Genomic DNA, 22,805 nt, shown 5'->3' on the forward strand with positions numbered 1-22,805 from the left:
GCTATGCTTGGTGTTTTTGGGGGTCGGCCCTGTGATGGCCGATCCCGACACGCCCCCCCGCACCCCGCAGGAAAGCGCCCGCATCGCAGCGGCGATGCGCCTGCTGCCCGGCCAGCCGAACCCGTTCGAAAGCAACCCCGGTGGTAAGGGCACGCTGCACGGCGCGGCGCCCGATCGGGTTTTCTCGGCCCCGCTGACGGGGATAGAGCCCGAGGCACGGATGAACTTTGTCCTGGGCCAGGCCATGTTCGAGAAATTCTGGGTGCAGTCGCCCTCGTCCACCAAGGCTTCGGATGGGCTGGGCCCTTATTATAACGCGCGCTCATGCGCCATGTGCCATCCGGGCAATGGGCGCGGCGCGGCCCCCGATGGCGATGGCCCCCTGCCCATGACGCTGATGCTGCGCCTGTCGGTGCAGGGCGGTGACACCCACGGCATCCAAGAGTATCTGGCCACCCTGCCCGACCCGCACCTGGGCGGGCAATTACAGACAGACGCCATTTCCGGGCTGGACCCCGAGGGCGCTCCGACGGTCCGTTACCAGCATATCAAGGTCGATCTGCCCGGCGAAACCGTGACCCTGCGCCGGCCTCTCTATGATGCCGGCGCCCCGCTAAGCGCCCAGACGATGATCAGCCCGCGCCTGGCCCCGCCCCTGCATGGGATGGGCCTGATTGATGCGATTCGCGACGCCGACATCCTGGCCAATGCCGACCCGCAGGATCGCGATGGCGATGGGATCTCGGGGCGGGCGAACTGGGGGCTGTCGCGCGATACCGGGCAGGTCAGCCTGGGGCGCTATGGATGGAAGGCGGGCAATGCCACGCTGCGCGAACAGGTGGCGGATGCGTTTTCCAACGACATCGGGATTTCCTCTCCGATATTCGAGGCCGGATGGGGGGATTGCACGCCCACGCAGACTGCCTGCCGTGCAGCACCGCATGGCGATGGTGACGTGCGCGGAACCGAGCTGGATCAGCAGGGGCTGGACCTGACCACGCTCTATGTGGGCCATCTGGCGGTTCCCGCCCGCCCGGCTGCGCACAGCGCCCTGCCCGGTCGCGATCTGTTCGTGGATCTGGGCTGCGCCGCCTGCCACCGGCCCGCCTATGTGACAGAGCGGCGCGAAAACGACCCGCTGCGCGGTTTTCAGATGATCTGGCCCTATTCGGATTTCCTGCTGCATGACATGGGCGAGGGCCTGGCCGATCACCGCCCCGAACATCGCGCAACAGGTCGTGAATGGCGCACGCCGCCGCTTTGGGGTATTGGACGGACGAAACAAGTCTTGGATTCGGAATATTATCTGCACGATGGCCGCGCGCGCACGCTGACCGAGGCGATCCTGTGGCACGCAGGCGAGGCCCAGCCGGCCCGAGACCGCTTTAGCCTTTTGGCACCTCCCGACCGGGATGCCCTGATCAAATTCTTGGAAAGTTTGTGATGCTCAAACCTCTGCTGACCGCCGCCCTGATGGCCCCGTTGATGGCTCGGCCCGTATCTTTGGCCATATCTTTGGCCATATCCCTGCCTGCGCTGGCAGAGGCCGACCCCGCCCCGCCCGAGGCCGAACGCGCCGTGCAAGAGCATATCCTGCCCGGTTTCTCGGCTCTGGCGGATTCGACGGCGCGGCTGTCGGATATGGCGGCGCAGAACTGCGATCCGGCCGAGCCGGCGCTGCGGTCCGCCTGGGGCGCGGCCTTCGATGACTGGATCGAGGTCAGCCACCTGCGCTTTGGCCCTACCGAGACCGAAAACCGCGCCTTTGCCATGGGATTCTGGCCCGATGGCCGCTCGAAGACGCCCAAGTCTCTGACCCGGCTGATCGCCGATCAGGATCCGATCATCACCACCCCCGAGGGCATTGCCTCGCTCTCGATTGCGGCGCGGGGGTTTTATGCGCTGGAATACCTGCTCTATGATGCGCGCTATCAGGAAAATACCGGCTATGCCTGCGCGCTGACTCAGGCGCTAAGCGCGGATCTGGCGGCAACTGCGGGGGCGATGGCGCGGGACTGGGCGAACAGCTATGCGCAATTGATGCTGACGCCGGGCAGCGAATACAGCCCCTATCAATCCGCCGATGAGGTGCGCCAGGAGCTGTTCAAAGCGCTGGCCACGGGGCTGCAATTCACCTCGGATACGCGGCTGGGGCGTCCTTTGGGCACATTCGACAAACCGCGCCCCAAACGGGCCGAGGCCTGGCGGTCGGGGCGCGCGCTGCATCATGTGATCGTGTCGCTGCAAACCCTGCGCGCGCTGGCGCTGATCCTGTCCGAGAACGACGACCGGCTTAGCGCGGATGTGGCTCGGGCGTTTGATCAGGCCCTTGCGCAGGCCCTGGCATTAGAGGATCCGGTCTTTGCCGGGGTCGATGATCCCGCGCAGCGGCTGAAAATCGAGATCCTGAAACAGACGATCGACACGATCCGCGAACAGCAGTTGGCCAATATCGGAGCCAAGCTGGGCGTCGCGGCAGGATTCAACGCGCTGGATGGCGATTAAACGGGGGCCAAGATGACCACAAGACGCGGATTTTTGGCCGGGCTACTGGCCAGCGGTCTGGCCTCGGGGGCCAGTTGGGCCGATGTCGGCGGGCCTCGGTTTCTGTCAGCGGCCAGGACGGGCGCGGGGCATCGCCTGATCGGCCTGTCAGCAACCCTGGAGCCACTGTTCTCCGTGCCCATGCCTGGGCGCGGCCATGCCGCCGCGGCCCATCCAGAAGCCGCCGAGATCGTCGCCTTTGCCCGCCGCCCCGGCACATTTGCGCAGGTCATAGATTGCGCGAATGGCGCGATCAAAGCCGAGCTGCACAGCCCCGAGGGCCGGCATTTCTATGGGCATGGCGTGTTTTCGGCCGATGGGCGAATGCTGTTCACTCCGGAAAACGATTATGAAAACGGCGCGGGCCGCGTGGCCGTCTGGGATCGGACGCGCGGATACCGGCGAGTGGGGGATTTCAGCTCGGGCGGGGTGGGCCCGCATGACATGCTGCGCCTGCCGGGAACCGATCGGTTCGTCATCGCCAATGGCGGGATCGACACGCATCCCGAAAGCGGGCGCACACCGCTGAATCTGGCCTCGATGCGGGCAAATCTGGCGCTGATCGGCCCCGACGGCAAGATTTCCGAGATCACCCAGCTGGACCCTGCGCTGCGGCTGAACTCGATCCGCCATATGGCTGTCCGGGCCGATGGGACAGTGGGCTTTGCGATGCAGTGGCAGGGCAATGCAACCGATCACCCGCCGCTGGTGGGCCTGTACCGTCCGGGCCGCAAGGAAACGCCCGTCCTGGGCCGCGCCCCGGCCCCGCTGCACGCCCGGATGCGCGGCTATGCTGGCTCGATCGCCTTTTCCGGGGACGGGACGCAGGTGGCGATCTCCAGCCCGCGCGGCGGTATGATTCATGTTTTCGACGCCGAAACCGGCGATTTTCTCTGGCATGTACAAGAAGAGGATGTCTGCGGGCTGAACGTGCTGGGGGCCGGGTTTATCGCCACGGCGGGCACGGGCCGGGTGATCCGGTTCTCCGGGCCTCAGGCGCAGATTATCGGCCAGCAGGAACTGGCCTGGGACAACCACCTGATTTACGTGTGAACGGGCCCGGCCGCACGGCCGGACCCTCTGCGTTTACGCCAGTCCGGGCAGATAGAGCACAATCGCAGGAAAGGCGATCAGCAGCGCAATCGTCACCGCATCGGCCACAAAGAACGGGGTCACGCCGCGGAACACGTCTTGGACGCTTAGATCATCGCGCACCCCGGCCACCACGAAACAGTTCAGCCCGATGGGCGGGGTGATCAGGCAGAACTCGGCCATTTTCACCACCAGAATCCCGAACCAGATCGCACACATCGGCCCCGACATGCCGAAGGCGCTGTCAGCGGCCGAGACCATCTCGCCTCCGTTCAGGGCCATGACGGCCGGATAGACCACCGGCAAAGTCAGCAGCAGCATCCCGATCGCATCCATGAACATCCCCAGCACCGCATAGGCCAGCAGGATATAGATCAGCGTCAGCATCGGCGACTGATCCAGGCTGGTGATCCAGTCGGAAAACGCACTGGGCAGATCGGCAAACCCCAAGAAGCGCACATAGATCAGCACGCCCCAGATGATGGTAAAGATCATCGCGCTGAGTTTCGCCGTTTCCAGCAGAGCGTCCTTGAGCTGGGTCCAGCGCATCCCGCGATACACCGCCATCAGGAACACCACAAAGGCCCCCAGCGCGCCGCCCTCGGTCGGGGTGCCCCAGGCATCGCCTCCAAACGGGTTGTAGATAAAGAAGATGATGATCAGCACCACGAAAAAGATCGGGAAGGCCGGCGGGATCGAGGCCAGCCTCTGCCCCCATGTGAACCCGCGCACGGGCGGGCCGAAATTGGGGACAATCAGCGCCATGCCCACGATCAGCGCGCCATAAACGATGGCGGAAAACGCGCCGGGGATGAAGCCCGCCAGCAGCAGCTTGCCCACGTCCTGTTCCACGATGATCGCGTAAATCACCAGAATAGCCGAGGGCGGGATCAGGCTGGCCAGCGTGCCCCCCGCCGCCACAACGCCCGCGGCAAAGCGCTTGTCATAGCCGATTTTCAGCATCTCGGGGATGGCGATACGGGCAAACACCGCCGCCGTCGCCACCGAGGCCCCGGACACCGCCGCAAACCCCGCCGTCGCAAACACCGTGGACACCGCCAGCCCGCCCGGCAGCCAGCCGACCCAGCGTTTGGCGGCCTCGAACAGGGCCTTGGTCAGCCCCGCGTAATAGGCCAGGTATCCGATCAGGATGAAGGTGGGAATGAGGCTAAGCGCCTGGGACGAGACCTTGGAATGCGGCACCTGCCCGGCGGTTTTCACCGCAATCGTCGCCGCCTTCATGAACCGGGACGGATCATAGCCGAACTTGTTCCAGAAAATCCACGTCAGCCCCACCAGCCCGGCGATGCCCGCCGCAAAGGCCACGCGCATTCCCAGGACCACCATCAGCAGCAAAAACCCCGAGACCCACAGGCCAATATCAATCGGTTCCATCAGCGGGCCTCCTCATCGTCAAAACCGCCCACATGCTGCGCCTCTTCGGCGGCCTGCGCGGCGGCGGACAGCACCAGAGGCACCGCAACAGGTTCAACCAGCCCCAGCACGAAAGCCCGCCCATAGCCCCACAGCTGGAGCACAACCCGCACGCACAGCACAGAAAACGCCACGGGGGCCAGCAATTTGGCCGGCCAGATCGGAATGCCGATGTCGATCGAGCTGTCACGGCTCCACATCGGCGCGGCGAAATCGAAACTGCGCTGGAAATGCTCCCAGCTGCCCCAGACCAGCAGCGCCATCAGGATCAGCGTGGCCAGTGCGGTGATGAATTCAGCCGCCCACAGCGCCCGGCCCTTCAGCCGCCCCACCAGAATGTCCATGCGGATATGCCCGCCGTCGCGCTGCGTATAGGCCACGCCCATGAAGGCGATCAGCGGCATGATCTGCTCGATCCAGTCCACATAGCCGGGCAAGGGCGCGTTCATCGTGTTGCGCCCGCCCACGGAAATGACCGCCAGCACCATCAGCGAAAACACCGCCAACCCGCTGATCAGGGCCAGAATTTTTTCGATCCGATGCAAGGATCGGTCCAGGCGGCTCAGGGTCGAGCCGTCCTCAAGCACAGCGGATGAGCCAGCCATGCGTCCCCCTCTCTGGATGCCCTTTGCGGGCCTATTGCCGTATCTGAAACGGAAACCGCCCGAGGGCCAAAGCCGTCGGGCGGTATGATCTTATTTACGGGTTTCGGCCAGGGTGGTCATGACAGTGTCATACAGCCCCTGCGCGTCGATGCCCTGTTTGGTCATGTCCGCCAGCCATTTTTCCCGGATCGGATCGGCGGCCGCGGCGCGGAACTTGTCCAGCTCGGCCTCGGAGATCATGACCTTGGTCACGTTCTTTTCGGCCAGCACGGTGTCCCATTTCTCTAGCAGCGCGCCATAGTTGGCCAGGTAGTGATCCAGCGCCTCGTCGATCGAGCCATCCAGCGCGGCGCGTTCGGACTCCGACAGCGCGTCATAGGCATCGGTGTTCACCACCACCGGGCAATTCACCGTGCCGGGGTTCAGGTTGGCCGTCCACCAGGTGGCCTGATCAATGGTGCGGAACGCAAAATGCGCGTGCTGCGCAAAGGCCACCGTGTCCACCACGCCGCTTTCCATGGCGTTATAGGCCTCGGTTGCGGTCACGGATGTGGGCACAGCGCCGATGGTCTTGAAGGCCTGACCGATACCGCCCGTCGCGCGCACGCGCATCCCGTTCATCTTGTCCAGCGTATCCCGAGGCTCGCCGGTGCCAACCAGGTTATATTGCGGCATCGGCGAGGGCATGAACAGTTTCGCGTTCCAGCGCGCCAGATCCTTTTGCGCGGCCGGATGGGCATAGACCGCGCGGGCCACGGCCACCTCTTCGGCAAGGGTATTCACGCCCAGAAAGGGCAGTTCCAGCACGGTGATGGTGGGATTCTTATCGCGGTGATAGCCCGCACAGAACTGCGCCATTTCAAACGCGCCGATGGAAATCCCGTCCAGGTTTTCCTTGTTCTTGGACAGGCCGCCATAGCTGATGTTCAGGGTAAATTCGCCGCCGGTTTTTTCGCTGACCAGCTCGGCCAGTTTTTCGATATGTTCGGTAAAGGCCCGGCGTTTGCCCCAGACGGACACGTTCCATTCGGTTGCCATGGCCTCGGTTGCAAAGCCAAAGGCAAGCGCCGCAACAGCGGCCTTGGTCATCAGGTTCTTCATTGTTTTCCTCCCGTACGCGGCACGTTCACCACCGCAGACAGAAGGAAGCTAGTACAGCCCTTTCTGAGTGCCAAGCCTTTCTTGCAGAAAGACATTCTGCATACCGGAAAGTGGGTAGGAACCCCGTGAATCCACGGTATCGCACGGGCCCATATCCGGGCCCAGCCCTAGCGTTTCGCGCTGCTTCGCCTGCTGTCCGGCGGTTCCAGAATCGCAAAGATCAACCGCTTGCCGCCAGCAGCTGCGCATTGCCGCCCGCGGCCGTGGTGTCGATACAGATGTGACGCTCCAGCCGGCAGCGCGCGGCCAGATCCTGCCCGGTGCTCAGCCCAACCAGCGCCCCCTGGCGCGCGGCCAGAGCCTGCCGGGCCTGCGCGACATCCTCGTCCTCAGACCATAGCGCCACCAGCGCCAGCCCCGGCAGATGCGCCAGCAGCGCGCGCGGCAGCACCCCGTTCAGCCCCATCGCGGCAGGCACGCCGGGGGCAATCGCCAGCGCCGGGCAGCCGTTTTCGCGCGCGATCCGCACTTGCTGGGCCGCGTCATCCGCCGAGGGCCCCAGGCACAGCACCAGCCCGCGCCCAAAAACCGACAGCCGGTTGGATTCCCCTGTGGGGCCGGGCAGATCCTGCGCGCTTAGCCGGACCGGAGCCTCCTCTGCCAGCCCGCTTAGCGCAGCGTTCACGCGATCTTGCGTCAGGGACGCCCCGGCCACCAGAGGATGAGCCACACGCACAGGCCGGGTGAACCGGGGCAGATAGGCCGGACCGCCCGCCTTGGGGCCGGTGCCGGACAGCCCCTCGCCGCCGAAAGGCTGAGAGCCGACGATCGCACCGATCTGGTTTCGGTTCACATAGAGATTGCCCACCCGGATTCTGGCGCAGACCTGCTCGACCCGGCTGTCGATCCGCGTATGCAGACCAAAAGTCAGCCCATATCCGGTGGCATTCACCGCATCCACCACCGCGTCAATCTGGCTGGCCTTGAACGTGGCCACATGCAGCACGGGGCCGAAAATCTCGCGCTCCAGCGCGGCGATTCCGTCCACGCGGATCACGGTGGGGGCGATGAAATGGCCAGCCGTCGGGGCGTCCAGCTGTTTCAGAACGTCTCCGCGGGCGCGGGCCTGGGCGATATAATCGGTAAAATCCGCCTGCGCGCGCGCGTCGATCACCGGGCCGACATCGGTTGCCAGATCCCACGGATTGCCCATCGCCAGCTCGTCCATCGCGCCAAACAGCATCGGCAGCAGCGTGCCTGCGATGTCCTCTTGGATATACAGGCAGCGCAGGGCCGAGCACCGCTGCCCCGCCGACTGAAACGCCGAGGCCACGATGTCGCGCACCGCCTGTTCGGGCAGCGCGGTGCTGTCCACGATCATCGCGTTCAGCCCGCCGGTTTCCGCAATCAGCACCGCCTCCGAGGGCGTGCCGCTGGCCATGGCACGCTGAATCCGCTGCGCCGTAGCCGTCGAGCCGGTAAAGCACACGCCATTCACCCGCGCGCTGCCGGTCAGCACCGGGCCCAGCTCTGCGCCCTGCCCTGGCAGCAGTTGCAGCGCCGTCAGTGGCACTCCTGCCTGATGCAGCAGTTGCGTGGCGCGATGGGCAATCAGGCTGGTGGCCTCGGCCGGTTTGGCCAGCACCGCATTGCCCGCCGCCAACGCGGCCGCAATCTGCCCGGTGAAAATCGCCAGCGGGAAATTCCACGGCGAAATACAGGTGAACACCCCACAGGCCGGAGCCTCCAGCCCGGCGGCCTGAGCCGCATAATAGCGCAGGAAATCCACCGCCTCGCGCAGTTCGGAAATCGCGTCATTGGGGGTTTTGCCGGCCTCGCGCGCCAATAGGGCGAACAGCTCGCCGAAATGCGCCTCATATAGATCCGCCGCCGTGTTCAGGATACCGGCGCGGCGCGCAACGGGCGCGTCCCATGGGGCAGCATCGGCCAGAGCCTGCGCGGCCTCGGCCGGGGTGGCCTCGCGCAGCTGACCGACGGTATCTTGCGGCAGCGCCGGGTTGATCACCGCCCGCGCTGCCCCCGTTTCCGAGGGCGAGACCATCAGCGCCCCGCCCTGCCAATGATAAGTAGCAAACCGCGCACGCGCTGCCTGAACCCGCTCCAGATCGAGGGCATCATGCAGATCCCAGCCGCAAGCATTGCGGCGCTCGGGCGCGAACAGATCACCGGGGGCCAGAACCCCCGGCCCCGGCTGGCCGCCCAGCGCCTGCAACGCCTCGAACGGGTCGGCCACCACCTCTGCGGGCGCCACATCTTCGTCCACGATCTGATTCACAAAGGACGAGTTCGCCCCGTTTTCCAACAGCCGCCGCACCAGATAGGCCAGCAAATCGCGATGCGCCCCCACCGGCGCATAGATGCGGCAGCGCGTGCCCGCATCCTGTTTCACGATGTCATGCAGCCCCTCGCCCATGCCATGCAGGCGCTGGAATTCAAACGGCTGCCCATTGGCCATTTGCAGGATCGTGGCCACCGAATGCGCGTTATGCGTGGCAAATTGCGGATAGATCCTGTCTGTCATCCTCAGCAGCTTGGCCGCGCAGCACAGATAGGCCACATCCGTCGCCTGTTTGCGCGTGTAGACGGGAAAGACTTCCAGCCCCTCTACCTGAGCGCGCTTGATTTCCGAATCCCAATAGGCGCCCTTGACCAGCCGCACCATGATTTTGCGATCCAGCCGCTGCGCCAGGGCATAGAGCCAGTCCAGCGCATAGGGCGCGCGTTTGCCATAGGCCTGCACCACCACGCCAAAACCGTCCCAGCCCGCCAGACGCGGATCGGACAGAACCGCCTGAATGACATCCAGCGACAGGTCCAGCCGGTCGGCCTCTTCCGCGTCGATGTTCAGACCCATATTGGCCTGTTTGGCCGCCAGAGCCAGCTCCAGCGTTGCGGCGGTCAGTTCTGTCATCACCCGGTCGTGCTGCCCCAGCTCATAGCGCGGATGCAGGGCCGACAGCTTGATCGAGATACCGGGATTGTCGCGAATATCCTGTGCGCGGGCTTCCTTGCCCAGGCGTTTGATCGCAGCCAGATAGGCCGCGTGATACTTGGCCGCGTCACGGGCGGTCAGCGCGGCCTCGCCCAGCATGTCATAGGAGAAAGTATAGCCCTGCTTGGCCCGCGCCCTGCCGCGTTTGATCGCTTCGTCAATGTCCTGGCCCAGCACGAATTGCTGGCCCAGTTCCTTCATCGCGCGCGCCACGGCGGACCGGATCACCGGCTCGCCCAGGCGTTTGATCGCGCCGTGCAGCGTGGCAGCAATCCCCGGCGTTTCGTCCTCTTTCAGCACCTTGCCCGTCAGCATCAGCGCCCAAGTCGAGGCATTCACCAACGAGGACGAGGATTTCCCCAGATGCGCCCCCCATTCCGAGGGGGCGATCTTATCCTCGATCAGCTCATCAATGGTTTCGCGGTCCGGCACGCGCAGCAGCGCCTCGGCCAGACACATCAGGGCGATACCCTCTTTGGTGGACAGCCCGTATTCGGACAAGAAGACCTCCATCAGCCCCACCTCATTGCCCGAGCGAATGCGGCGGACGAAATCCACGGCGCGGGCAAACCCGCTTTGACGCATCGAGGCCGCCGGCGCGCATTCCGCCGTCAAATCGGCCAGAACCTCGGCCTCGGGGCGGTGATGGGCCGCGCGCAGGGCGCTGCGCAAAACGGTCAGATCAGAAGTGTGGTTCGGGGGCAAATCGGCCATGGTGCGCTCTTTCTCTGGACTGCGGCCAGAATAGCAGATGCGCGCAGGTCGGTTTTCCTGTATATCCGAAATCAAAGGCCATACTTCCCGAAAAACCACAAATATACGGACCTATGATAAAGAAATGACCGATTATACCGACGATCTGGACCGCATAGACCGGCGCATTCTACAAGTCCTGTCCACGCAGGGGCGCATTCCGGTGACGGAATTGGCGCGGCAGGTGGGCCTGTCCAAAAGCCCCTGCCAGGTACGATTGAAACGGCTTCAGGATGAGCGTTACATTCAGGGGTTTCGCGCCGTTCTGAACGCCGAGAAACTGGGGCTGGAACATGTCGCCTTTGCAGAGGTCAAGCTGACCGACACCACGGAAAAAGCTCTCGGTGCCTTTAACACCGCCGTTCTGAACGTCCCCGAAATCGAGCAATGCCACATGATCGCGGGCTCGTTCGATTACCTGCTGAAAATCCGCACGAAAGACATCCAGAGCTACCGGCGCGTGCTGGGCGAGGTGATTTCAGCCCTGCCTCATGTGGGCGCCACCTCGACCCATGTGTCGATGCAATCGGTCAAAGATAACGCGTTCTGAACCTACTCTACGTCGCCGATCGTGCGTTTATGCGCGTCTACCTCGGCTTCGAAGGCCTGCTGCGCCTCCAGGGTTTCGCGCACCGCCGCGCCCGGTCTGCGGGCAGTCACGTCATCCAGCACCAGTTGGTTGATCGCGCACCACATCGGATAGCTGACCCAGCCGTGGTGATCCTTGATCGCGGTATCCAGCGCGCGCACATTCCAGAACGGGCTGCGGGACGAGGCCACGGAAATCCGGTTCTTCTGATACGGCAGCCATAGCGAGTGCCGCCACTGAACCGAGGCCGGATTGCGCCCGGCCGCCACGTTGGGGATCGCCTTGAATCGTTCATCCAGGCCGTAATCCCAATAGCCATCCTGACTGCGCGTGCCGGACTGCAAGTGCTTGTCCACCTGGTATTGCCGCGCCTGGGTCAGCCAGCCGCTGGCGTCGGTGCACCAGGACGCATCGGGGATCATGCTGTCCGCATAGGACGGGTGCCGCCCGATCCCCTGATTGACGCTGAATTCATGCGACGCCCCCACCGGAGGCCCGGCCAGACGTTCACGCGGATAGACGCCCTCGGCATCCGTTTCCTTCTGCGTGCGGGTATAGAGCGGGTTCAGATGGCCGATGGTGCGGTATTGTTCGCGCCCCTCAAAGCCAGCGACCCGCCGCGCCAGAGGAAACAGCGTGCCCGTCGCAAAATCGCTACGCGGCCGGCGCCCGCGGGTTTCGATCCCGTGCCATTTGGGCGTCGAGGTCATCGAGATATAGATCGGCCGCTGATCGCTGGGATACATGTTCTGCCATTTGGCCAGCTTGCGCTGAAAATCGCGGTCCTGATTGTAATACCCCGCGACCACCTGATGCTGATCGTCGCTCAGCCCCGCGTGGCGGCGTTCTTGCCGCTGGATCGCGGTCCAGTTCTGGGCCTGCGTGGCCGGATTCAGCAACACCACCAGATCCCCGATCAACGGATCCATCCGCGCGCCGTTCCTGCGCATCGGGTGATTATCAATGGCCTGCTCTGCATAGCCGCGCATCAGGTTGGTCATCATGTTGCCGCCAAAGGAATGGGCAAAGACCAGCATCTTATCGGCCTTGGCATTGCCCGGCATCAAATGCAGCGGCCCCTGCACGCCCCGCAACACCCAATCCAGGGCCGAGCCCGCCCCCTGCCCCAGCCGCGTGCTGGCGTCCTTGCGGTCCCAGACCGTTGGAATAGCCCCGATGGCAAAGGGATTCATGCCGCCCTCAATCGACAGGACCGGCTCGTTGAAGGACCGGCCGCGCCAGCCCACGAACACCCCCGTCAAAGAGGCATTGCAGTAATCCCCCCGCTCGATACAGCGCGAATTCAGCGCGGCGCGGGTATAGCCCAGCACCATCCGCAGCTTCAGCACATCCGCGTCCCGCACTGCCGCATCGTGCCGCCAGCCGTGCACATAAGTCACCACCACATTCTGCAAGCCCGCGCGCCCCTTGGCCTTTAGCTGCGCGCGCAGGGCCTGCATCTGCCCGGTGGTGACCTCGTGCTGCCCGGCGGCCAGTTCGACAAAGGCCAGATCGTAGCGGTCCGGCTCGGTCAGAGAGCGGCTGGCCTCGTTGGCCAGATCGGTCCAGCCTTTGGGCGCATCCCTGGGATCGGGCGCGGGCAGAACATGCCCCTGATAGCTGCACCGCACCCGCGCGCGCAGATCGGCGCGCCCTTCTTTGTTGCGTTTACCCAGATCAATGTCGCCCTGCTGGCAGGCCTGGTCCTGCGGCGCTCCGGTACGATGGACTTTCCCCGCCTGGGTGCAACCAACCGTTCCGAATGCGGCCAAAACCGCCAATACGCGCAAAATCCCCATAGCGACCCTCAAGAAACACGAAATTGAAAAATATCTTCGCCGTAAGCTAGCGTATCCGGGGCGCCTCACCAAGGATTAACCGCCGCTTTGCCATCTTGGAAACGCGCCGCGCCCAGCCTATAAGAGCCGCGACAGACTTGGAGAGCGACATGCGCACAGCCACGATCACCCGCAAAACCGCCGAGACAGACATCCGTGTCACGGTGAATCTGGATGGCACCGGAGCCTATGACAACCAGACCGGCGTGGGCTTTTTTGACCACATGCTGGACCAGCTGGCGCGCCACTCGCTGATTGATTTCACCATCCGCGCGCAGGGCGATTACCACATCGACGATCACCACACGGTCGAGGATACCGGCATTGCCCTGGGGCAGGCCCTGGCGCAGGCTTTGGGCGATAAAAAGGGCATCCGGCGCTATGGCGAATGTCACCTGCCGATGGATGACGCTCAGGTGCGCTGCGCGCTGGATCTGTCGGCGCGGCCCTATCTGATCTGGAACGTGGACTTTACCGCCCCCAAGATCGGCACGTTTGACACCGAATTGGTGCGCGAATTCTTTCAGGCTTTCAGCACCCATGGCGGGATCACCCTGCATGTGGATCAGTTGCACGGGTTCAATGCCCACCACGTGGCCGAGGCGGCGTTCAAATCCGTGGCCCGCGCCCTGCGTCTGGCCGTGGAAACCGACCCGCGCAAGGCCGATGCCATTCCTTCCACCAAGGGGGCGCTGTAAATGACCACGGTCATTGTGGATTACGAGAGCGGGAACCTGCACTCGGCCGAGAAGGCATTCCAACGCATGGCAAATGAGACCGGCGCGGGCGAGGTGATCGTCACCTCGGACCCCGAGCTGATCCGCCGCGCCGATCGCATCGTGCTGCCCGGTGACGGGGCGTTTCCTGCGTGCCGCGCCGCCCTGTTCGATCATCGCGGTGTGTTCGAGGCAATGGAAGAGGTGGTGATCCGTCAGGGCAAGCCCTTCCTGGGGATTTGCATCGGGATGCAGATGCTGGCCACCCGCGGGCTGGAATATACCGAAACGCCTGGGTTTGACTGGATCGGCGGGGACGTGGACAAGATCACACCCTCTGATGACAGCCTGAAAGTGCCCCATATGGGCTGGAACGATCTGGTGATCGACACGGACCATCCGGTGTTCGACGGGATCGAGACAGGCAATCACGCCTATTTCGTGCATTCCTATCACTTCAAGGTGGCCAATCCCGCGCATCTGCTGGCGCATGTGGACTATGCCGGGCAGATCACCGCCATCGTCGGGCGCGACAATCTGGTGGGGATGCAATTCCACCCAGAGAAAAGCCAGAAAACCGGCCTGCACATGATCGCGAACTTCCTGAACTGGGCGCCTTAATCCACCACTCGCGTCCAGGTCTGGTTCTGGCAGATCGGCCCGATGCAGCCGCTGACGGTCAGGGTGTTCTGCGCCAGCCGCAACCTGGCCTTGAACGTCAGATCGCGCAGCGGCAGCCATCCCGTCCCCGCATAAGACCCATCCGGCTGCGGGCGCACATCCCAGAAGATCCGCCGCCCCACATTGGGGGTAATCACCGGCGCGCCGCTGCGATCGAAGGCCCGGATGATCGTGCCGCACAGCGCTCCGGCGCAGGGTTCGGCCCTGACATGCGCCACCTGCCCCTTGGCGTCGGGCTTTGTCAGCCACAGCCCCTCCAGAGGATCGGCCCGCAGCGTTCCCGCCAGCCCCATAAACAAAACCGCATAAAAAAGACGCCGCATGACCCAAGATACCCTTTGAACTGTCCTACGGCGCCCATCCTAACACATCGACTGTAACGGCCAGCTATCACAAAGCCGTTTCCCCCGGCGCAGGGGCGCTGATGCCTTTATTTCACGCGGCTCCAGGTCTGTTTCTTGCAAATCGGGCCGATGCAGCCCTTCACCTTCAGCGCATTTCCAGACATGTCCATCTTTGAGCTATAGACCTTATCCTTGGACGGCTGCCAGATCTTGCCGTCGCGATAGGCCCCGCCGCCCTTGGGCTGCATGTCCCAGACCAGCTTTTTCCCGATATTGGGCGAGCTGTATTCCCCGCTGGCATTGAACGTCCGCGAGATCACGCCGCAGATCGCCGCGCCGCATTTAGAGATGGTCACATGGGCATAGGCGCCATCATCCACCTGAGTTTTCCAGATCCCCTCGACCGGATCGGCCAGCGCCGCCCCCGCCATCAGAACCGAGGCCGCAGCGGCCAGAACAAGCGTTTTCATCAGATTACCTCCCTGAATGTGCCCCGATCCTGACCCGCCCAGGCGATTCCGATCAAGCCTGACATGACGGAAGCCCCCAACCGGCGGCAGAAAGTTGCAATTCCCCGCCACCCGTGCAAAACCGCGCGCAGCATAGTCACAGAAAGGCCCGGACCATGATCCTCTATCCCGCGATTGACCTGAAGGACGGCAATGCCGTGCGCCTGTACAAAGGCGAGATGGAGCAGGCCACCGTTTTCAACGAAAACCCCGCCGCCCAGGCGCTGGAGTTCGTGAACGCTGGCTGCGAATGGTTGCATCTGGTCGATCTGAACGGCGCTTTCGCAGGCGAGCCCGTGAATGCGCAACCCGTCGAGGAAATCCTGGCCCAGACCAAAGTGCCGGCCCAGCTGGGCGGCGGCATCCGCGACATGGCCACGATCGAGCGCTGGCTGTCCAAGGGGCTGCAACGCGTCATTCTGGGCACGGTGGCTGTCGAAAACCCCGATCTGGTGCGCCAGGCCTGCCGCGAATTCCCCGGTCACGTCGCCGTGGGCATTGACGCACGCGGCGGCATGGTCGCCACCAAGGGCTGGGCCGAGGACACCAACGTCACCGCCACCGATCTGGCCAAATCCTTCGAGGACGCGGGCGTGGCCGCCATCATCTACACCGACATCAACCGCGACGGCGCGATGCAGGGCCCCAACGTGGCCGAAACCGCAGCCCTGGCCAATGCCGTGTCGATCCCGGTGATTGCCTCGGGCGGGGTGTCCTCGCTGGAGGATCTGCGCGCCCTCAAATCCTGCGGCGCGCCGCTGAACGGTGCCATTTCGGGCCGCGCCCTATACGATGGCGCGATTGATCTGGCCGAGGCGCTGGCCCTGCTCAAAGCCTGATCCCCCCAGAGACCCGCCAGACAGCTTCGGTATCCAGCCTATGGTCTCGCTCTGAAAAGCGAACTGACATGACCGATCTGCCCCCCACCCTGGCCCAATATGAAACGCGGGCCGAACAGGCCCTGCCCCCCGCCATCGCCGCCTATTTCCTGCGCGGCGCGGGGGCCGGGCACACGATGCAGCGCAACCGGGATGATCTGAACGCGGTCCAGATTGTGCCCTCGGTGCTGCGCGATCTGCGCGGCGGCCATACGCGGGTGCAGCTGCTGGGCCGCACGCTGGCGCATCCCATTCTGGTGGCTCCGATGGCCTATCAGACGCTTCTGCATCCTCAGGGCGAGGCCGGAACCGCCGCCGCCGCCACCGCCCAAGAGGCCGGCATGGTGCTTAGCGCGCAGGCCGCGCAGCCCATGGCCGAGGTCCGTGCAGCCGGTGATGCCTGTCGCTGGTTTCAGCTGTATTGGATGGGCAGCCGCGCGGCGACGCTGACGCTGGCCTCTCGCGCTGCGCAGGCCGGTTTCGAGGCGCTGGTGCTGACCGTGGACGCGCCCGTCAGCGGCATTCGGGACGCCGAAATCGAAACCCGGTTCCAGCTGCCCGACGGTCTGAGCGCGGTCAATCTGCACGATCTGCCCTCCCCTTCCTTTGCCCCCCTTACCGAGACGGAATCGGCCCTGTTTGACCGTGTCGCCCATGTGCTGCCCCGCTGGGAGGACATCGCCTGGCTGTGCGAAAACGCCCCGCTGCCGGTGCTGCTTAAGGGGATTTTGACACCGCAGGACGCCCGGAATGCCATTCAGGCAGGCGCGGCGGGCGTCATCGTTTCCAACCACGGCGGGCGCGTTCTGGATGGCGCGCCCTCTGCCATTTCCGCCCTGCCCTCAGTGGTGCGCGCCGCCGGCGGGCATCCGGTGCTGATGGATGGCGGGCTGCGCCGCGGCGCCGATGTGTTCCGCGCGCTGGCCCTGGGCGCAAGCGCCGTTCTGGTGGGCCGCCCCGTTGCGCATGGTCTGGCCGTGGCCGGGGCTCAGGGCGTCAGCCACGTGCTGCGCCTGCTGCGCGACGAGCTGGAGATCACCATGGCCCTGACCGGCTGTGCGCGCCTCGATCAGATCACCGGACAGACGGTCCGCGCGCCCTTCATGTCTTCTTGATCGAGTAGTTCAGCGGGATCATCAGCGTGAACTCGTCCCCGCTCAGATGCTGCGGCGGGGTGGGCAGTTTCTCCAACTGGTCGAACACGCTCAGCGCCGCCTGATCCAGCACCCGATTGCCCGAGCTTTGCTGAATTTCGCGCGCCAGGATTGCGCCGTATCGGTCAATCGTAAAGCGCACACGCACCTCGCCTTCGATGCCTTTTTTACGGGCCTGGCTGGGGTATTTCTTGGCTTTTGCGATGCGCAGCACCACCGATTTCTGCCATTCGGAAATCTCTTGCAGCTCGTCCGCCGTCAGGCCCTCGCTGCTGGCCTGAGCCTTATCCGCCTGCGCCTGCACATCCACGCCCGACACCGACGCCTGCGAGGCATCCGCCGCCGTCGCCCCCAGCGCGGATGGCTGATCGACCTGTTCCTCGACAAATTCCGAGGCTGCCTCATGCGCCTCGTCCTGCGTTTCCTCGGCCGGGTCCGGGCTGGCGATCCCGAATTTCAGCTCGTCATCGGTGACGTCATAGGGGGTCTGATTCAGGATCGGCTCGTCCGCAGCCTTGGCCGGGTCCACGGCCTCGGGGCTTTCGGTGACGGTAGGGGCCTCGTCCGAGGCGGCCATTTCAACGCTGTCCTCACCGGCTTCGGAGGGGGCGGCGATGATGTCGGACAGATCGAACATGATCGCGCCCTGAATGCCCGATTCCACCGGGCGCGTTTCCGGCTGCGCCTGCGGCGCGCGGGCCATCCAGGCGGCAGGCAGCCCGACATGCGCCCCCGCGCTGAGCACCACCGACAGCGCCGCGATCGGCCACAGCCCGGCACCTTCGCGATAGGCCAGGCTCATTGCTGCGGCTCCGGCGCGGGGTTGGCTTCGGGGCTGGCTTCGGGGGCCGCGGCGGCCTCGTCCAGCCCCACCAGCCCGACCTTCAGATAGCCTTCGGCGCGCAGCACGTTCATCACGGCGATCAGCTCGCCATAGGGGACGGATTTGTCCGCGCGAATATACAGGCGTTCCTCGCGGTTCAGCTGGGTGGCGATCCCGACCTCCAAAATCAGCCCGCTCAGATCGGTTTGCGCCTCTCCGACAGAAAGCGTCAGATCCTCGGCCAGGGTGATGAACACCGGCTCTGAGGGCCGCTGCGGCGCCTCGGCCACGGCCACGGGCAATTCCACCGGAATATCCACCGTCGATAGCGGCGCGGCCACCATAAAGATGATCAGCAGCACCAGCATGACGTCAATGAAAGGGGTGATGTTGATCTCGGCGTTTTCCGCCAGATCGTCCCCGCTGTCCGAACCCAGTCGCGCTCCCATCGGATCACTCCGCCGCCGCTGCAAGAGGCAGCGGGTCGCTTTCGGAGGCGTCGGCCGGGCTGCCCTGATCCGCGTTTTCCCGATCCAGATCGCGCGACAATGTGCGCTGCACCAGCGCGGCGGCATCCGTCAGCATGATCCGATAGCCGCCGATCCCCCGCACCAGCAGGTTATAGAAGATCACCGCCGGAATCGCCGCCACCAGCCCGATGGCCGTGGCCAGCAGCGCCTCGGCGATCCCAGGGGCCACGACAGCCAGGTTCGTGGTGTTGGTTTCCGCAATCGAGATAAAGCTGTTCATGATCCCCCAGACCGTGCCGAACAGGCCGACAAAGGGCGCGGTGGACCCGGTGATCGCCAGCAACGCCGTGCCGCGCCCGGCACTGCGCGCCGCGCCGGCCTCGATCCGCGACAGGGCGCTTTCGCTGCGTTCCTTGATCCCTGCGGCATGGCTCTGGCCCGAGCGTTCACGCTCGGCCAGCGCGGCGCGCACCATGGCGCCGACCACCCCGCGCCGTTTGGCGAACAGCCCCTGCCCCGCCTCCAGCGAGCCAGCCCTGTCCAGACGTTTGTAATTGCGCCGGACCCGGCGCTTGGCCGCGCTTAGCGAGACCAGCTTGGCGATGAACACCGCCCAGACCAGAACCGAGGCAACAGCCAGCGAGATCATCACGGCCTTCACCACGATATCGGCGGCCAGGTACATCCCGACGGGCGACATGTGATCGTGCCCGGCCTCGGCCAGCCATGCGCCCACGGTGGCCTGACTGTCGGAAATCAGCGCGCTGGCCTGATCGGTCAGGCTGACATCCTGCGCCATAGCGGGGGCTGCCAGAAAAATTGCAAGTGCGGTCATAGCGTTACGCATCATCATACCTCGGTCCATTGGCGGATCATGTTGTGGTAAATGCCGGTCAGGCGGACGACTTCGTCATCCTCGGCGCCAAAGCGCGTGGCCAGCGTCTGGATGGTCTGGTCCAGCTCGAACAGGATGGTGCGCTGCTCGTTCGAGCGCACCATGCTTTGCAGCCAGAAAAACGAGGACACCCGCGCCCCGCGCGTCACTGGCACCACCTCGTGCAGCGAGGTCGAGGGATAGAGCACCATGTCCCCTGCGGGCAGTTTCACCTCTTGGGTGCCATAGTGGTCCTCGACCAGCAGCGCGCCGCCGTCATATTCATCGGGCTCTGAGAAAAAGACCGTCATCGACAGATCGGTGCGGATGTATTCGCCGTTGAACGGATTGGTGCGAATGGCATTGTCCACATGGATGCCAAAGGTCTCGCCGTCCTCGTAGCGGTTGAACATCGGCGGCAAAATCCGCAGCGGCAAGGCGGCCGACAGGAACAGCGGGTTTTGCGACAGACGTTGCAGGATCAGTTGCCCCAGCTCCTGCGCATCCTGGCCCGTGGCGGGCAGCTGACGGTTGCGTTTGACTTGCAGGGACTGGGCGCCGGCGGTGTTTTTGCCGTCCTCCCAATCGGCCGCGTCCAGACGGGTGCGAATGGATTTGACCTCGTCCTTGCTGAACAGTTCGGGGATGGTGATGAGCATGCTGCGCTCCTGATCTGAGAAGTGGCCGGGGGCGGCGCGCATGATTGCCGCCCCCAACCGAGGGAAAGTGCAAACCGGGGCTTAGAACTTCATGTCCAGCGAGGCCCAGATTTCACGACCCGGCCCCACATAGGTGAACGGCTCACCCGAGCGGTAGGCGGTGTCGTAGTAGGTCTTGTCGGTGATGTTATCGATGCCGAACCGGACCGACGTGGCCTTGTTGATCGCGTAGGATCCGACCAGATCGAAGGTCCAGTGCGAGGGCAGAACATTGCCGTTCGGCACGGTCGAGCCCAGATCACGTTTCCCAACAAAATTCGTCTGCAGACCCAGCATCAGATCGTCACTGACATCATAGGTGACCAGCAGGTTGAACTGCTTATGCGTGATGGTGGGCAGCGATTCCCCGATATAATCGGCGGTCGCGCTGTCCAGGATCTCACTGTCCGAGAACACGGCCCCACCAAACAGGCCCACACGGTCATTCACCTTACCGGCGACGCCCAGCTCGATCCCGCGCACACGGTATTTCAGCGTGTCCGAGGTCACGGCGTCGGCACCACGGCCCACATCCTCGCGGGCGTTGTCCTTGGTGGTCTGGAACAGTGCGGCGGTCAGCAGCAGGTGGTTGTTCAGCTCGTACTTGGCGCCCAGTTCCAGCGACAGGTTCTGCTCGGGCTTGAGCCCTTCACCATTGGTGTCCAGACCGCCGTAGTAGCCGCCGCCCGAGGCGATCTCCTGCCCCATCGGGTTGGTCGAGGTCGCCGCAGCACCGTAAATCCGCAGCTTGTCCGAGGGTTTGTAGGTCACAGACAGGCTGCCGTTCAGCATGGTGTCACTGCGCGACAACGCATAGGCATCCCCCGCACGGTCGGTGCCGGTGCGCTCGATGTCATAGTGATCAATCCGCAGACCGCCCGCGACCGTCCATTGCCGGGACAGCTCGACCGTATCCAGCGCGTAGATGGATTTGGTATCCACGCGGGTTTCGGTCCAGCTGTCATTCAGCGTGGGCGTGGTGCCGGCCCAGCAGGCAGAGGGATCGGGGTTCACCGCCGTCACGGTGCACGGATCGGGGCGCCCGCCATCCTCGGGCAGGTAATCCTCGGAAATCAGGTTATCGTAGCCGGTGTATTTCACGTCCTCGCGCGACAGGCTGACCCCGACAATCCAGGTATGCTTGGCCCCGGCCCAGTGCGACACGCCGGTCAGTTCCAGATCGTTCGACAGCACGTCGGTTTCCTGGTAGCGGCTCTTGAAGCTCAGATCGACGGTCCAGTCATCGGGATTCGTCGAGCCATTGTCGGCAATCTGGCTGGGCGCGGTCAGGATGTAATCATTGATCGAATGCGAGCCGCGCAGCGTGTTGGTCAGCTTCATCGTGGGCGAGATTTCCCAGATCAGGCGGCCCGTCGCCACATGCTGCTCGACGCTTTGGAAATCGCGATCCGCGATGCCGTAAAACGTATCGCGATCCACGCCATAATCGGTGACCGGACCGGCGAGACCTGCGTCTTCATAGACGATGAAGGGCACGCCCCAGTCGGGGGTCTGCTCGATCTTGGTGTAGGTGTAGTCGCCCTCCAGCGTGACATTCGGGGACAGCTTATAGCGCACCGAACCGGCCACGCCCGCGCGGTCGTCCTTCAGGTCTTCGCGGCCGGCGATTTCACCGTCCTGCAACATCCCGTTCAGACGGAACTGCACCTTTTCATTTTCACCCCAGTTGAAATCAAAGCTCTGGCGTGCGGTGCCCGCGCTGGTGATCTTGGTCGAGGTTTCGAAGAAATCCACATCCTGGGGCTTCTTGGACGCGATGTTCAGCGCGCCGCCGGTGGTGCCACGCCCGCCCACGGTGCCGGCCGGGCCCTTGATCACTTCGACCTGCTCGGTGGCAAAGGTTTCGTGGATCGAAATCCCCGGATCGCGCACACCATCGACATAGACGTCGTTATTGGCCTTGAAGCCGCGGATATAGATGTTGTCGCCGTAAGAGTTCCCACCCTCACCAAAGCCCAGCGAGATGCCGGGCGTGTTGCGCGCCAGCTGCCGGATCGAGGTGGTGCCCTTGGTTTCAATCGTTTCCTGCGTGATCGCGGTCACGGTCCGGGGGGTGTCCAGCACCTTGCCCGGCAGTTTCGAGTTGGTCAGACGATCGGCCTTGAACGGCGCGTTCGGGTCCGCGTTGGGGTTGGTCCCGGCACGAGCCTGAGCCTCGGCCTCGGCGGCGGCGCGTTCGGCGGCCTCCTGTTCGGCGCAAACCGGCGTTCCGGCCAGCTCGGGCGTACAGACCTGCGGAGCAGCCGCAGCCCGGCCAGTGTTGTTCGACACCCGGCGCGGCGCGACCGGTGCAGGGGCCTGAACCTCGGTGGTTTCCACTTCGACGGTGGGCAATTCGATAACGCCGGCGTCCTGACCATAGGCCTGACCGGCAAAACAGGCCGCCGTCAGCGACGCCCCGAACAATGTAGATTTTCGGACAGACCGTCCGTTCGTGGCCGTAAAGGGCCCCGTTCCAAGAGTGCGCATTTCCGTTCCCTCATTCTTTGACTTTACGCAGACCGCGCGAATGCGTGATCCATCGAGGCGCTTTGGCTGTCTTGAATGAGAGATTCTGAATGGCGAGTCGCGACGTGGCGTCTGGGTAGTTGAGTCATTTAGTATAGTAAAGCCCTGAAAGCCCTGACGCGCCTCGGCCCGCTCATTTTTCGTTGTTTTGTTAACGTCC

General features: G+C 64.1%; 20 protein-coding genes. 8 read left to right on the forward strand and 12 right to left on the reverse strand.

Going from position 1 to position 22,805, the window contains the following annotated elements:
• The first annotated feature begins 34 nt into the window (after nucleotides 1-34).
• From ACP15O_RS15665 to ACP15O_RS15675, 3 genes are read left to right on the forward strand one after another with little or no spacing between them, the layout of a single operon-like run.
• Complete coding sequence (locus tag ACP15O_RS15665) at nucleotides 35-1,444, forward strand: di-heme oxidoreductase family protein (RefSeq protein ID WP_425097061.1); 1,410 nt, start codon at nucleotides 35-37, stop codon at nucleotides 1,442-1,444.
• Nucleotides 1,444-2,505 carry an imelysin family protein gene (locus tag ACP15O_RS15670; protein WP_425097062.1) on the forward strand — a complete coding sequence of 354 codons (1,062 nt, stop codon included), beginning with the start codon at nucleotides 1,444-1,446 and terminating at the stop codon, nucleotides 2,503-2,505. Before ACP15O_RS15665 ends, ACP15O_RS15670 begins: the two co-directional genes overlap by 1 nt.
• 12 nt (nucleotides 2,506-2,517) lie before the next feature.
• A complete protein-coding gene (locus tag ACP15O_RS15675) occupies nucleotides 2,518-3,597 on the forward strand; it encodes a DUF1513 domain-containing protein (protein WP_425097063.1) in 1,080 nt (359 codons plus the stop codon).
• Between the two features lie 33 nt (nucleotides 3,598-3,630).
• On the opposite strand, the gene ACP15O_RS15680 is transcribed toward ACP15O_RS15675, so the two are convergent.
• The 4 genes from ACP15O_RS15680 to putA all read right to left on the reverse strand — a co-directional run bounded on the left by ACP15O_RS15680 (nucleotide 3,631) and on the right by putA (nucleotide 10,503).
• Nucleotides 3,631-5,031 (reverse strand): TRAP transporter large permease, encoded by a 1,401-nt coding sequence (locus ACP15O_RS15680; RefSeq protein ID WP_425097064.1) that lies wholly within the window; start codon nucleotides 5,029-5,031, stop codon nucleotides 3,631-3,633.
• Nucleotides 5,031-5,675 (reverse strand): TRAP transporter small permease subunit, encoded by a 645-nt coding sequence (locus ACP15O_RS15685; RefSeq protein WP_425097065.1) that lies wholly within the window; start codon nucleotides 5,673-5,675, stop codon nucleotides 5,031-5,033. The genes ACP15O_RS15680 and ACP15O_RS15685 overlap by 1 nt, the downstream gene beginning before the upstream one ends.
• 90 nt (nucleotides 5,676-5,765) lie before the next feature.
• Nucleotides 5,766-6,776, reverse strand: coding sequence for a C4-dicarboxylate TRAP transporter substrate-binding protein (locus ACP15O_RS15690; protein ID WP_425097066.1), 1,011 nt, complete (start codon nucleotides 6,774-6,776; stop codon nucleotides 5,766-5,768).
• Nucleotides 6,777-6,996: 220 nt separating this feature from the next.
• Nucleotides 6,997-10,503, reverse strand: coding sequence for a bifunctional proline dehydrogenase/L-glutamate gamma-semialdehyde dehydrogenase PutA (gene putA / locus ACP15O_RS15695; protein WP_425097067.1), 3,507 nt, complete (start codon nucleotides 10,501-10,503; stop codon nucleotides 6,997-6,999).
• Between the two features lie 124 nt (nucleotides 10,504-10,627).
• On the opposite strand from putA, the gene ACP15O_RS15700 reads away from it, so the two are divergent.
• Nucleotides 10,628-11,092, forward strand: coding sequence for an Lrp/AsnC family transcriptional regulator (locus ACP15O_RS15700; protein WP_425097068.1), 465 nt, complete (start codon nucleotides 10,628-10,630; stop codon nucleotides 11,090-11,092).
• Between the two features lie 2 nt (nucleotides 11,093-11,094).
• Here ACP15O_RS15700 and ACP15O_RS15705 read toward each other — a convergent pair whose 3' ends face one another.
• Nucleotides 11,095-12,930 carry a hypothetical protein gene (locus tag ACP15O_RS15705; protein WP_425097069.1) on the reverse strand — a complete coding sequence of 612 codons (1,836 nt, stop codon included), beginning with the start codon at nucleotides 12,928-12,930 and terminating at the stop codon, nucleotides 11,095-11,097.
• A 149-nt stretch (nucleotides 12,931-13,079) separates the two neighbouring features.
• Between ACP15O_RS15705 and hisB the strand changes: the two genes are divergently transcribed.
• Both hisB and hisH read left to right on the forward strand, forming a co-directional pair.
• A complete protein-coding gene (gene hisB, locus ACP15O_RS15710) occupies nucleotides 13,080-13,667 on the forward strand; it encodes an imidazoleglycerol-phosphate dehydratase HisB (protein ID WP_425097070.1) in 588 nt (195 codons plus the stop codon).
• On the forward strand, nucleotides 13,668-14,306 hold the full coding sequence (gene hisH, locus ACP15O_RS15715) for an imidazole glycerol phosphate synthase subunit HisH (protein ID WP_425097071.1): 639 nt from the start codon (nucleotides 13,668-13,670) through the stop codon (nucleotides 14,304-14,306). It abuts the gene before it with no gap.
• Here the strand turns inward: hisH and ACP15O_RS15720 are convergent.
• Together ACP15O_RS15720 and ACP15O_RS15725 are read right to left on the reverse strand one after the other, a co-directional pair.
• Nucleotides 14,303-14,689, reverse strand: coding sequence for a DUF2147 domain-containing protein (locus ACP15O_RS15720; RefSeq protein WP_425097072.1), 387 nt, complete (start codon nucleotides 14,687-14,689; stop codon nucleotides 14,303-14,305). The two genes, hisH and ACP15O_RS15720, sit on opposite strands and share 4 nt — an antisense overlap.
• A gap of 107 nt (nucleotides 14,690-14,796) precedes the next feature.
• Nucleotides 14,797-15,180 carry a DUF2147 domain-containing protein gene (locus ACP15O_RS15725; protein WP_425097073.1) on the reverse strand — a complete coding sequence of 128 codons (384 nt, stop codon included), beginning with the start codon at nucleotides 15,178-15,180 and terminating at the stop codon, nucleotides 14,797-14,799.
• Nucleotides 15,181-15,335: 155 nt separating this feature from the next.
• Here ACP15O_RS15725 and hisA point away from each other — a divergent pair, with 155 nt between their 5' ends.
• Together hisA and ACP15O_RS15735 are read left to right on the forward strand one after the other, a co-directional pair.
• Entirely contained in the window at nucleotides 15,336-16,058 is a 723-nt protein-coding gene (gene hisA, locus ACP15O_RS15730) for a 1-(5-phosphoribosyl)-5-[(5-phosphoribosylamino)methylideneamino]imidazole-4-carboxamide isomerase (RefSeq protein ID WP_425097074.1), read from the forward strand.
• A 68-nt stretch (nucleotides 16,059-16,126) separates the two neighbouring features.
• On the forward strand, nucleotides 16,127-17,212 hold the full coding sequence (locus tag ACP15O_RS15735; RefSeq protein ID WP_425097075.1) for an alpha-hydroxy acid oxidase: 1,086 nt from the start codon (nucleotides 16,127-16,129) through the stop codon (nucleotides 17,210-17,212).
• On the opposite strand, the gene ACP15O_RS15740 is transcribed toward ACP15O_RS15735, so the two are convergent.
• The 5 genes from ACP15O_RS15740 to ACP15O_RS15760 all read right to left on the reverse strand — a co-directional run bounded on the left by ACP15O_RS15740 (nucleotide 17,199) and on the right by ACP15O_RS15760 (nucleotide 22,606).
• On the reverse strand, nucleotides 17,199-18,053 hold the full coding sequence (locus ACP15O_RS15740; protein WP_425097076.1) for an energy transducer TonB: 855 nt from the start codon (nucleotides 18,051-18,053) through the stop codon (nucleotides 17,199-17,201). The two genes, ACP15O_RS15735 and ACP15O_RS15740, sit on opposite strands and share 14 nt — an antisense overlap.
• Nucleotides 18,050-18,523, reverse strand: a complete 474-nt coding sequence (locus ACP15O_RS15745) for a biopolymer transporter ExbD (protein WP_425097077.1) — start codon at nucleotides 18,521-18,523, stop codon at nucleotides 18,050-18,052. Before ACP15O_RS15745 ends, ACP15O_RS15740 begins: the two co-directional genes overlap by 4 nt.
• 4 nt (nucleotides 18,524-18,527) lie before the next feature.
• Nucleotides 18,528-19,379: a tonB-system energizer ExbB gene (exbB, locus tag ACP15O_RS15750; RefSeq protein WP_425097078.1), complete on the reverse strand. Its 852-nt coding sequence runs from the start codon at nucleotides 19,377-19,379 to the stop codon at nucleotides 18,528-18,530.
• A gap of 14 nt (nucleotides 19,380-19,393) precedes the next feature.
• A complete protein-coding gene (locus ACP15O_RS15755; RefSeq protein WP_425097079.1) occupies nucleotides 19,394-20,077 on the reverse strand; it encodes a Fe2+-dependent dioxygenase in 684 nt (227 codons plus the stop codon).
• A gap of 81 nt (nucleotides 20,078-20,158) precedes the next feature.
• Complete coding sequence (locus ACP15O_RS15760) at nucleotides 20,159-22,606, reverse strand: TonB-dependent receptor (protein ID WP_425097080.1); 2,448 nt, start codon at nucleotides 22,604-22,606, stop codon at nucleotides 20,159-20,161.
• Nucleotides 22,607-22,805: the final 199 nt, after the last annotated feature.

The organism is Youngimonas ophiurae (nom. illeg.) (assembly GCF_049803795.1).
Classification (GTDB): domain Bacteria; phylum Pseudomonadota; class Alphaproteobacteria; order Rhodobacterales; family Rhodobacteraceae; genus Thalassobius.

What these genes read in the sequence shown, in the direction of transcription:
- ACP15O_RS15665 (WP_425097061.1), top strand. Translation starts at nt 35, where the DNA reads ATGGCCGATCCCGACACGCCCCCCCGCACCCCGCAGGAAAGCGCCCGC.
- ACP15O_RS15670 (WP_425097062.1), top strand. Translation starts at nt 1,444, where the DNA reads ATGCTCAAACCTCTGCTGACCGCCGCCCTGATGGCCCCGTTGATGGCT.
- ACP15O_RS15675 (WP_425097063.1), top strand. Translation starts at nt 2,518, where the DNA reads ATGACCACAAGACGCGGATTTTTGGCCGGGCTACTGGCCAGCGGTCTG.
- ACP15O_RS15680 (WP_425097064.1), bottom strand. Translation starts at nt 5,031, where the DNA reads ATGGAACCGATTGATATTGGCCTGTGGGTCTCGGGGTTTTTGCTGCTG.
- ACP15O_RS15685 (WP_425097065.1), bottom strand. Translation starts at nt 5,675, where the DNA reads ATGGCTGGCTCATCCGCTGTGCTTGAGGACGGCTCGACCCTGAGCCGC.
- ACP15O_RS15690 (WP_425097066.1), bottom strand. Translation starts at nt 6,776, where the DNA reads ATGAAGAACCTGATGACCAAGGCCGCTGTTGCGGCGCTTGCCTTTGGC.
- putA (WP_425097067.1), bottom strand. Translation starts at nt 10,503, where the DNA reads ATGGCCGATTTGCCCCCGAACCACACTTCTGATCTGACCGTTTTGCGC.
- ACP15O_RS15700 (WP_425097068.1), top strand. Translation starts at nt 10,628, where the DNA reads ATGACCGATTATACCGACGATCTGGACCGCATAGACCGGCGCATTCTA.
- ACP15O_RS15705 (WP_425097069.1), bottom strand. Translation starts at nt 12,930, where the DNA reads ATGGGGATTTTGCGCGTATTGGCGGTTTTGGCCGCATTCGGAACGGTT.
- hisB (WP_425097070.1), top strand. Translation starts at nt 13,080, where the DNA reads ATGCGCACAGCCACGATCACCCGCAAAACCGCCGAGACAGACATCCGT.
- hisH (WP_425097071.1), top strand. Translation starts at nt 13,668, where the DNA reads ATGACCACGGTCATTGTGGATTACGAGAGCGGGAACCTGCACTCGGCC.
- ACP15O_RS15720 (WP_425097072.1), bottom strand. Translation starts at nt 14,689, where the DNA reads ATGCGGCGTCTTTTTTATGCGGTTTTGTTTATGGGGCTGGCGGGAACG.
- ACP15O_RS15725 (WP_425097073.1), bottom strand. Translation starts at nt 15,180, where the DNA reads ATGAAAACGCTTGTTCTGGCCGCTGCGGCCTCGGTTCTGATGGCGGGG.
- hisA (WP_425097074.1), top strand. Translation starts at nt 15,336, where the DNA reads ATGATCCTCTATCCCGCGATTGACCTGAAGGACGGCAATGCCGTGCGC.
- ACP15O_RS15735 (WP_425097075.1), top strand. Translation starts at nt 16,127, where the DNA reads ATGACCGATCTGCCCCCCACCCTGGCCCAATATGAAACGCGGGCCGAA.
- ACP15O_RS15740 (WP_425097076.1), bottom strand. Translation starts at nt 18,053, where the DNA reads ATGAGCCTGGCCTATCGCGAAGGTGCCGGGCTGTGGCCGATCGCGGCG.
- ACP15O_RS15745 (WP_425097077.1), bottom strand. Translation starts at nt 18,523, where the DNA reads ATGGGAGCGCGACTGGGTTCGGACAGCGGGGACGATCTGGCGGAAAAC.
- exbB (WP_425097078.1), bottom strand. Translation starts at nt 19,379, where the DNA reads ATGACCGCACTTGCAATTTTTCTGGCAGCCCCCGCTATGGCGCAGGAT.
- ACP15O_RS15755 (WP_425097079.1), bottom strand. Translation starts at nt 20,077, where the DNA reads ATGCTCATCACCATCCCCGAACTGTTCAGCAAGGACGAGGTCAAATCC.
- ACP15O_RS15760 (WP_425097080.1), bottom strand. Translation starts at nt 22,606, where the DNA reads ATGCGCACTCTTGGAACGGGGCCCTTTACGGCCACGAACGGACGGTCT.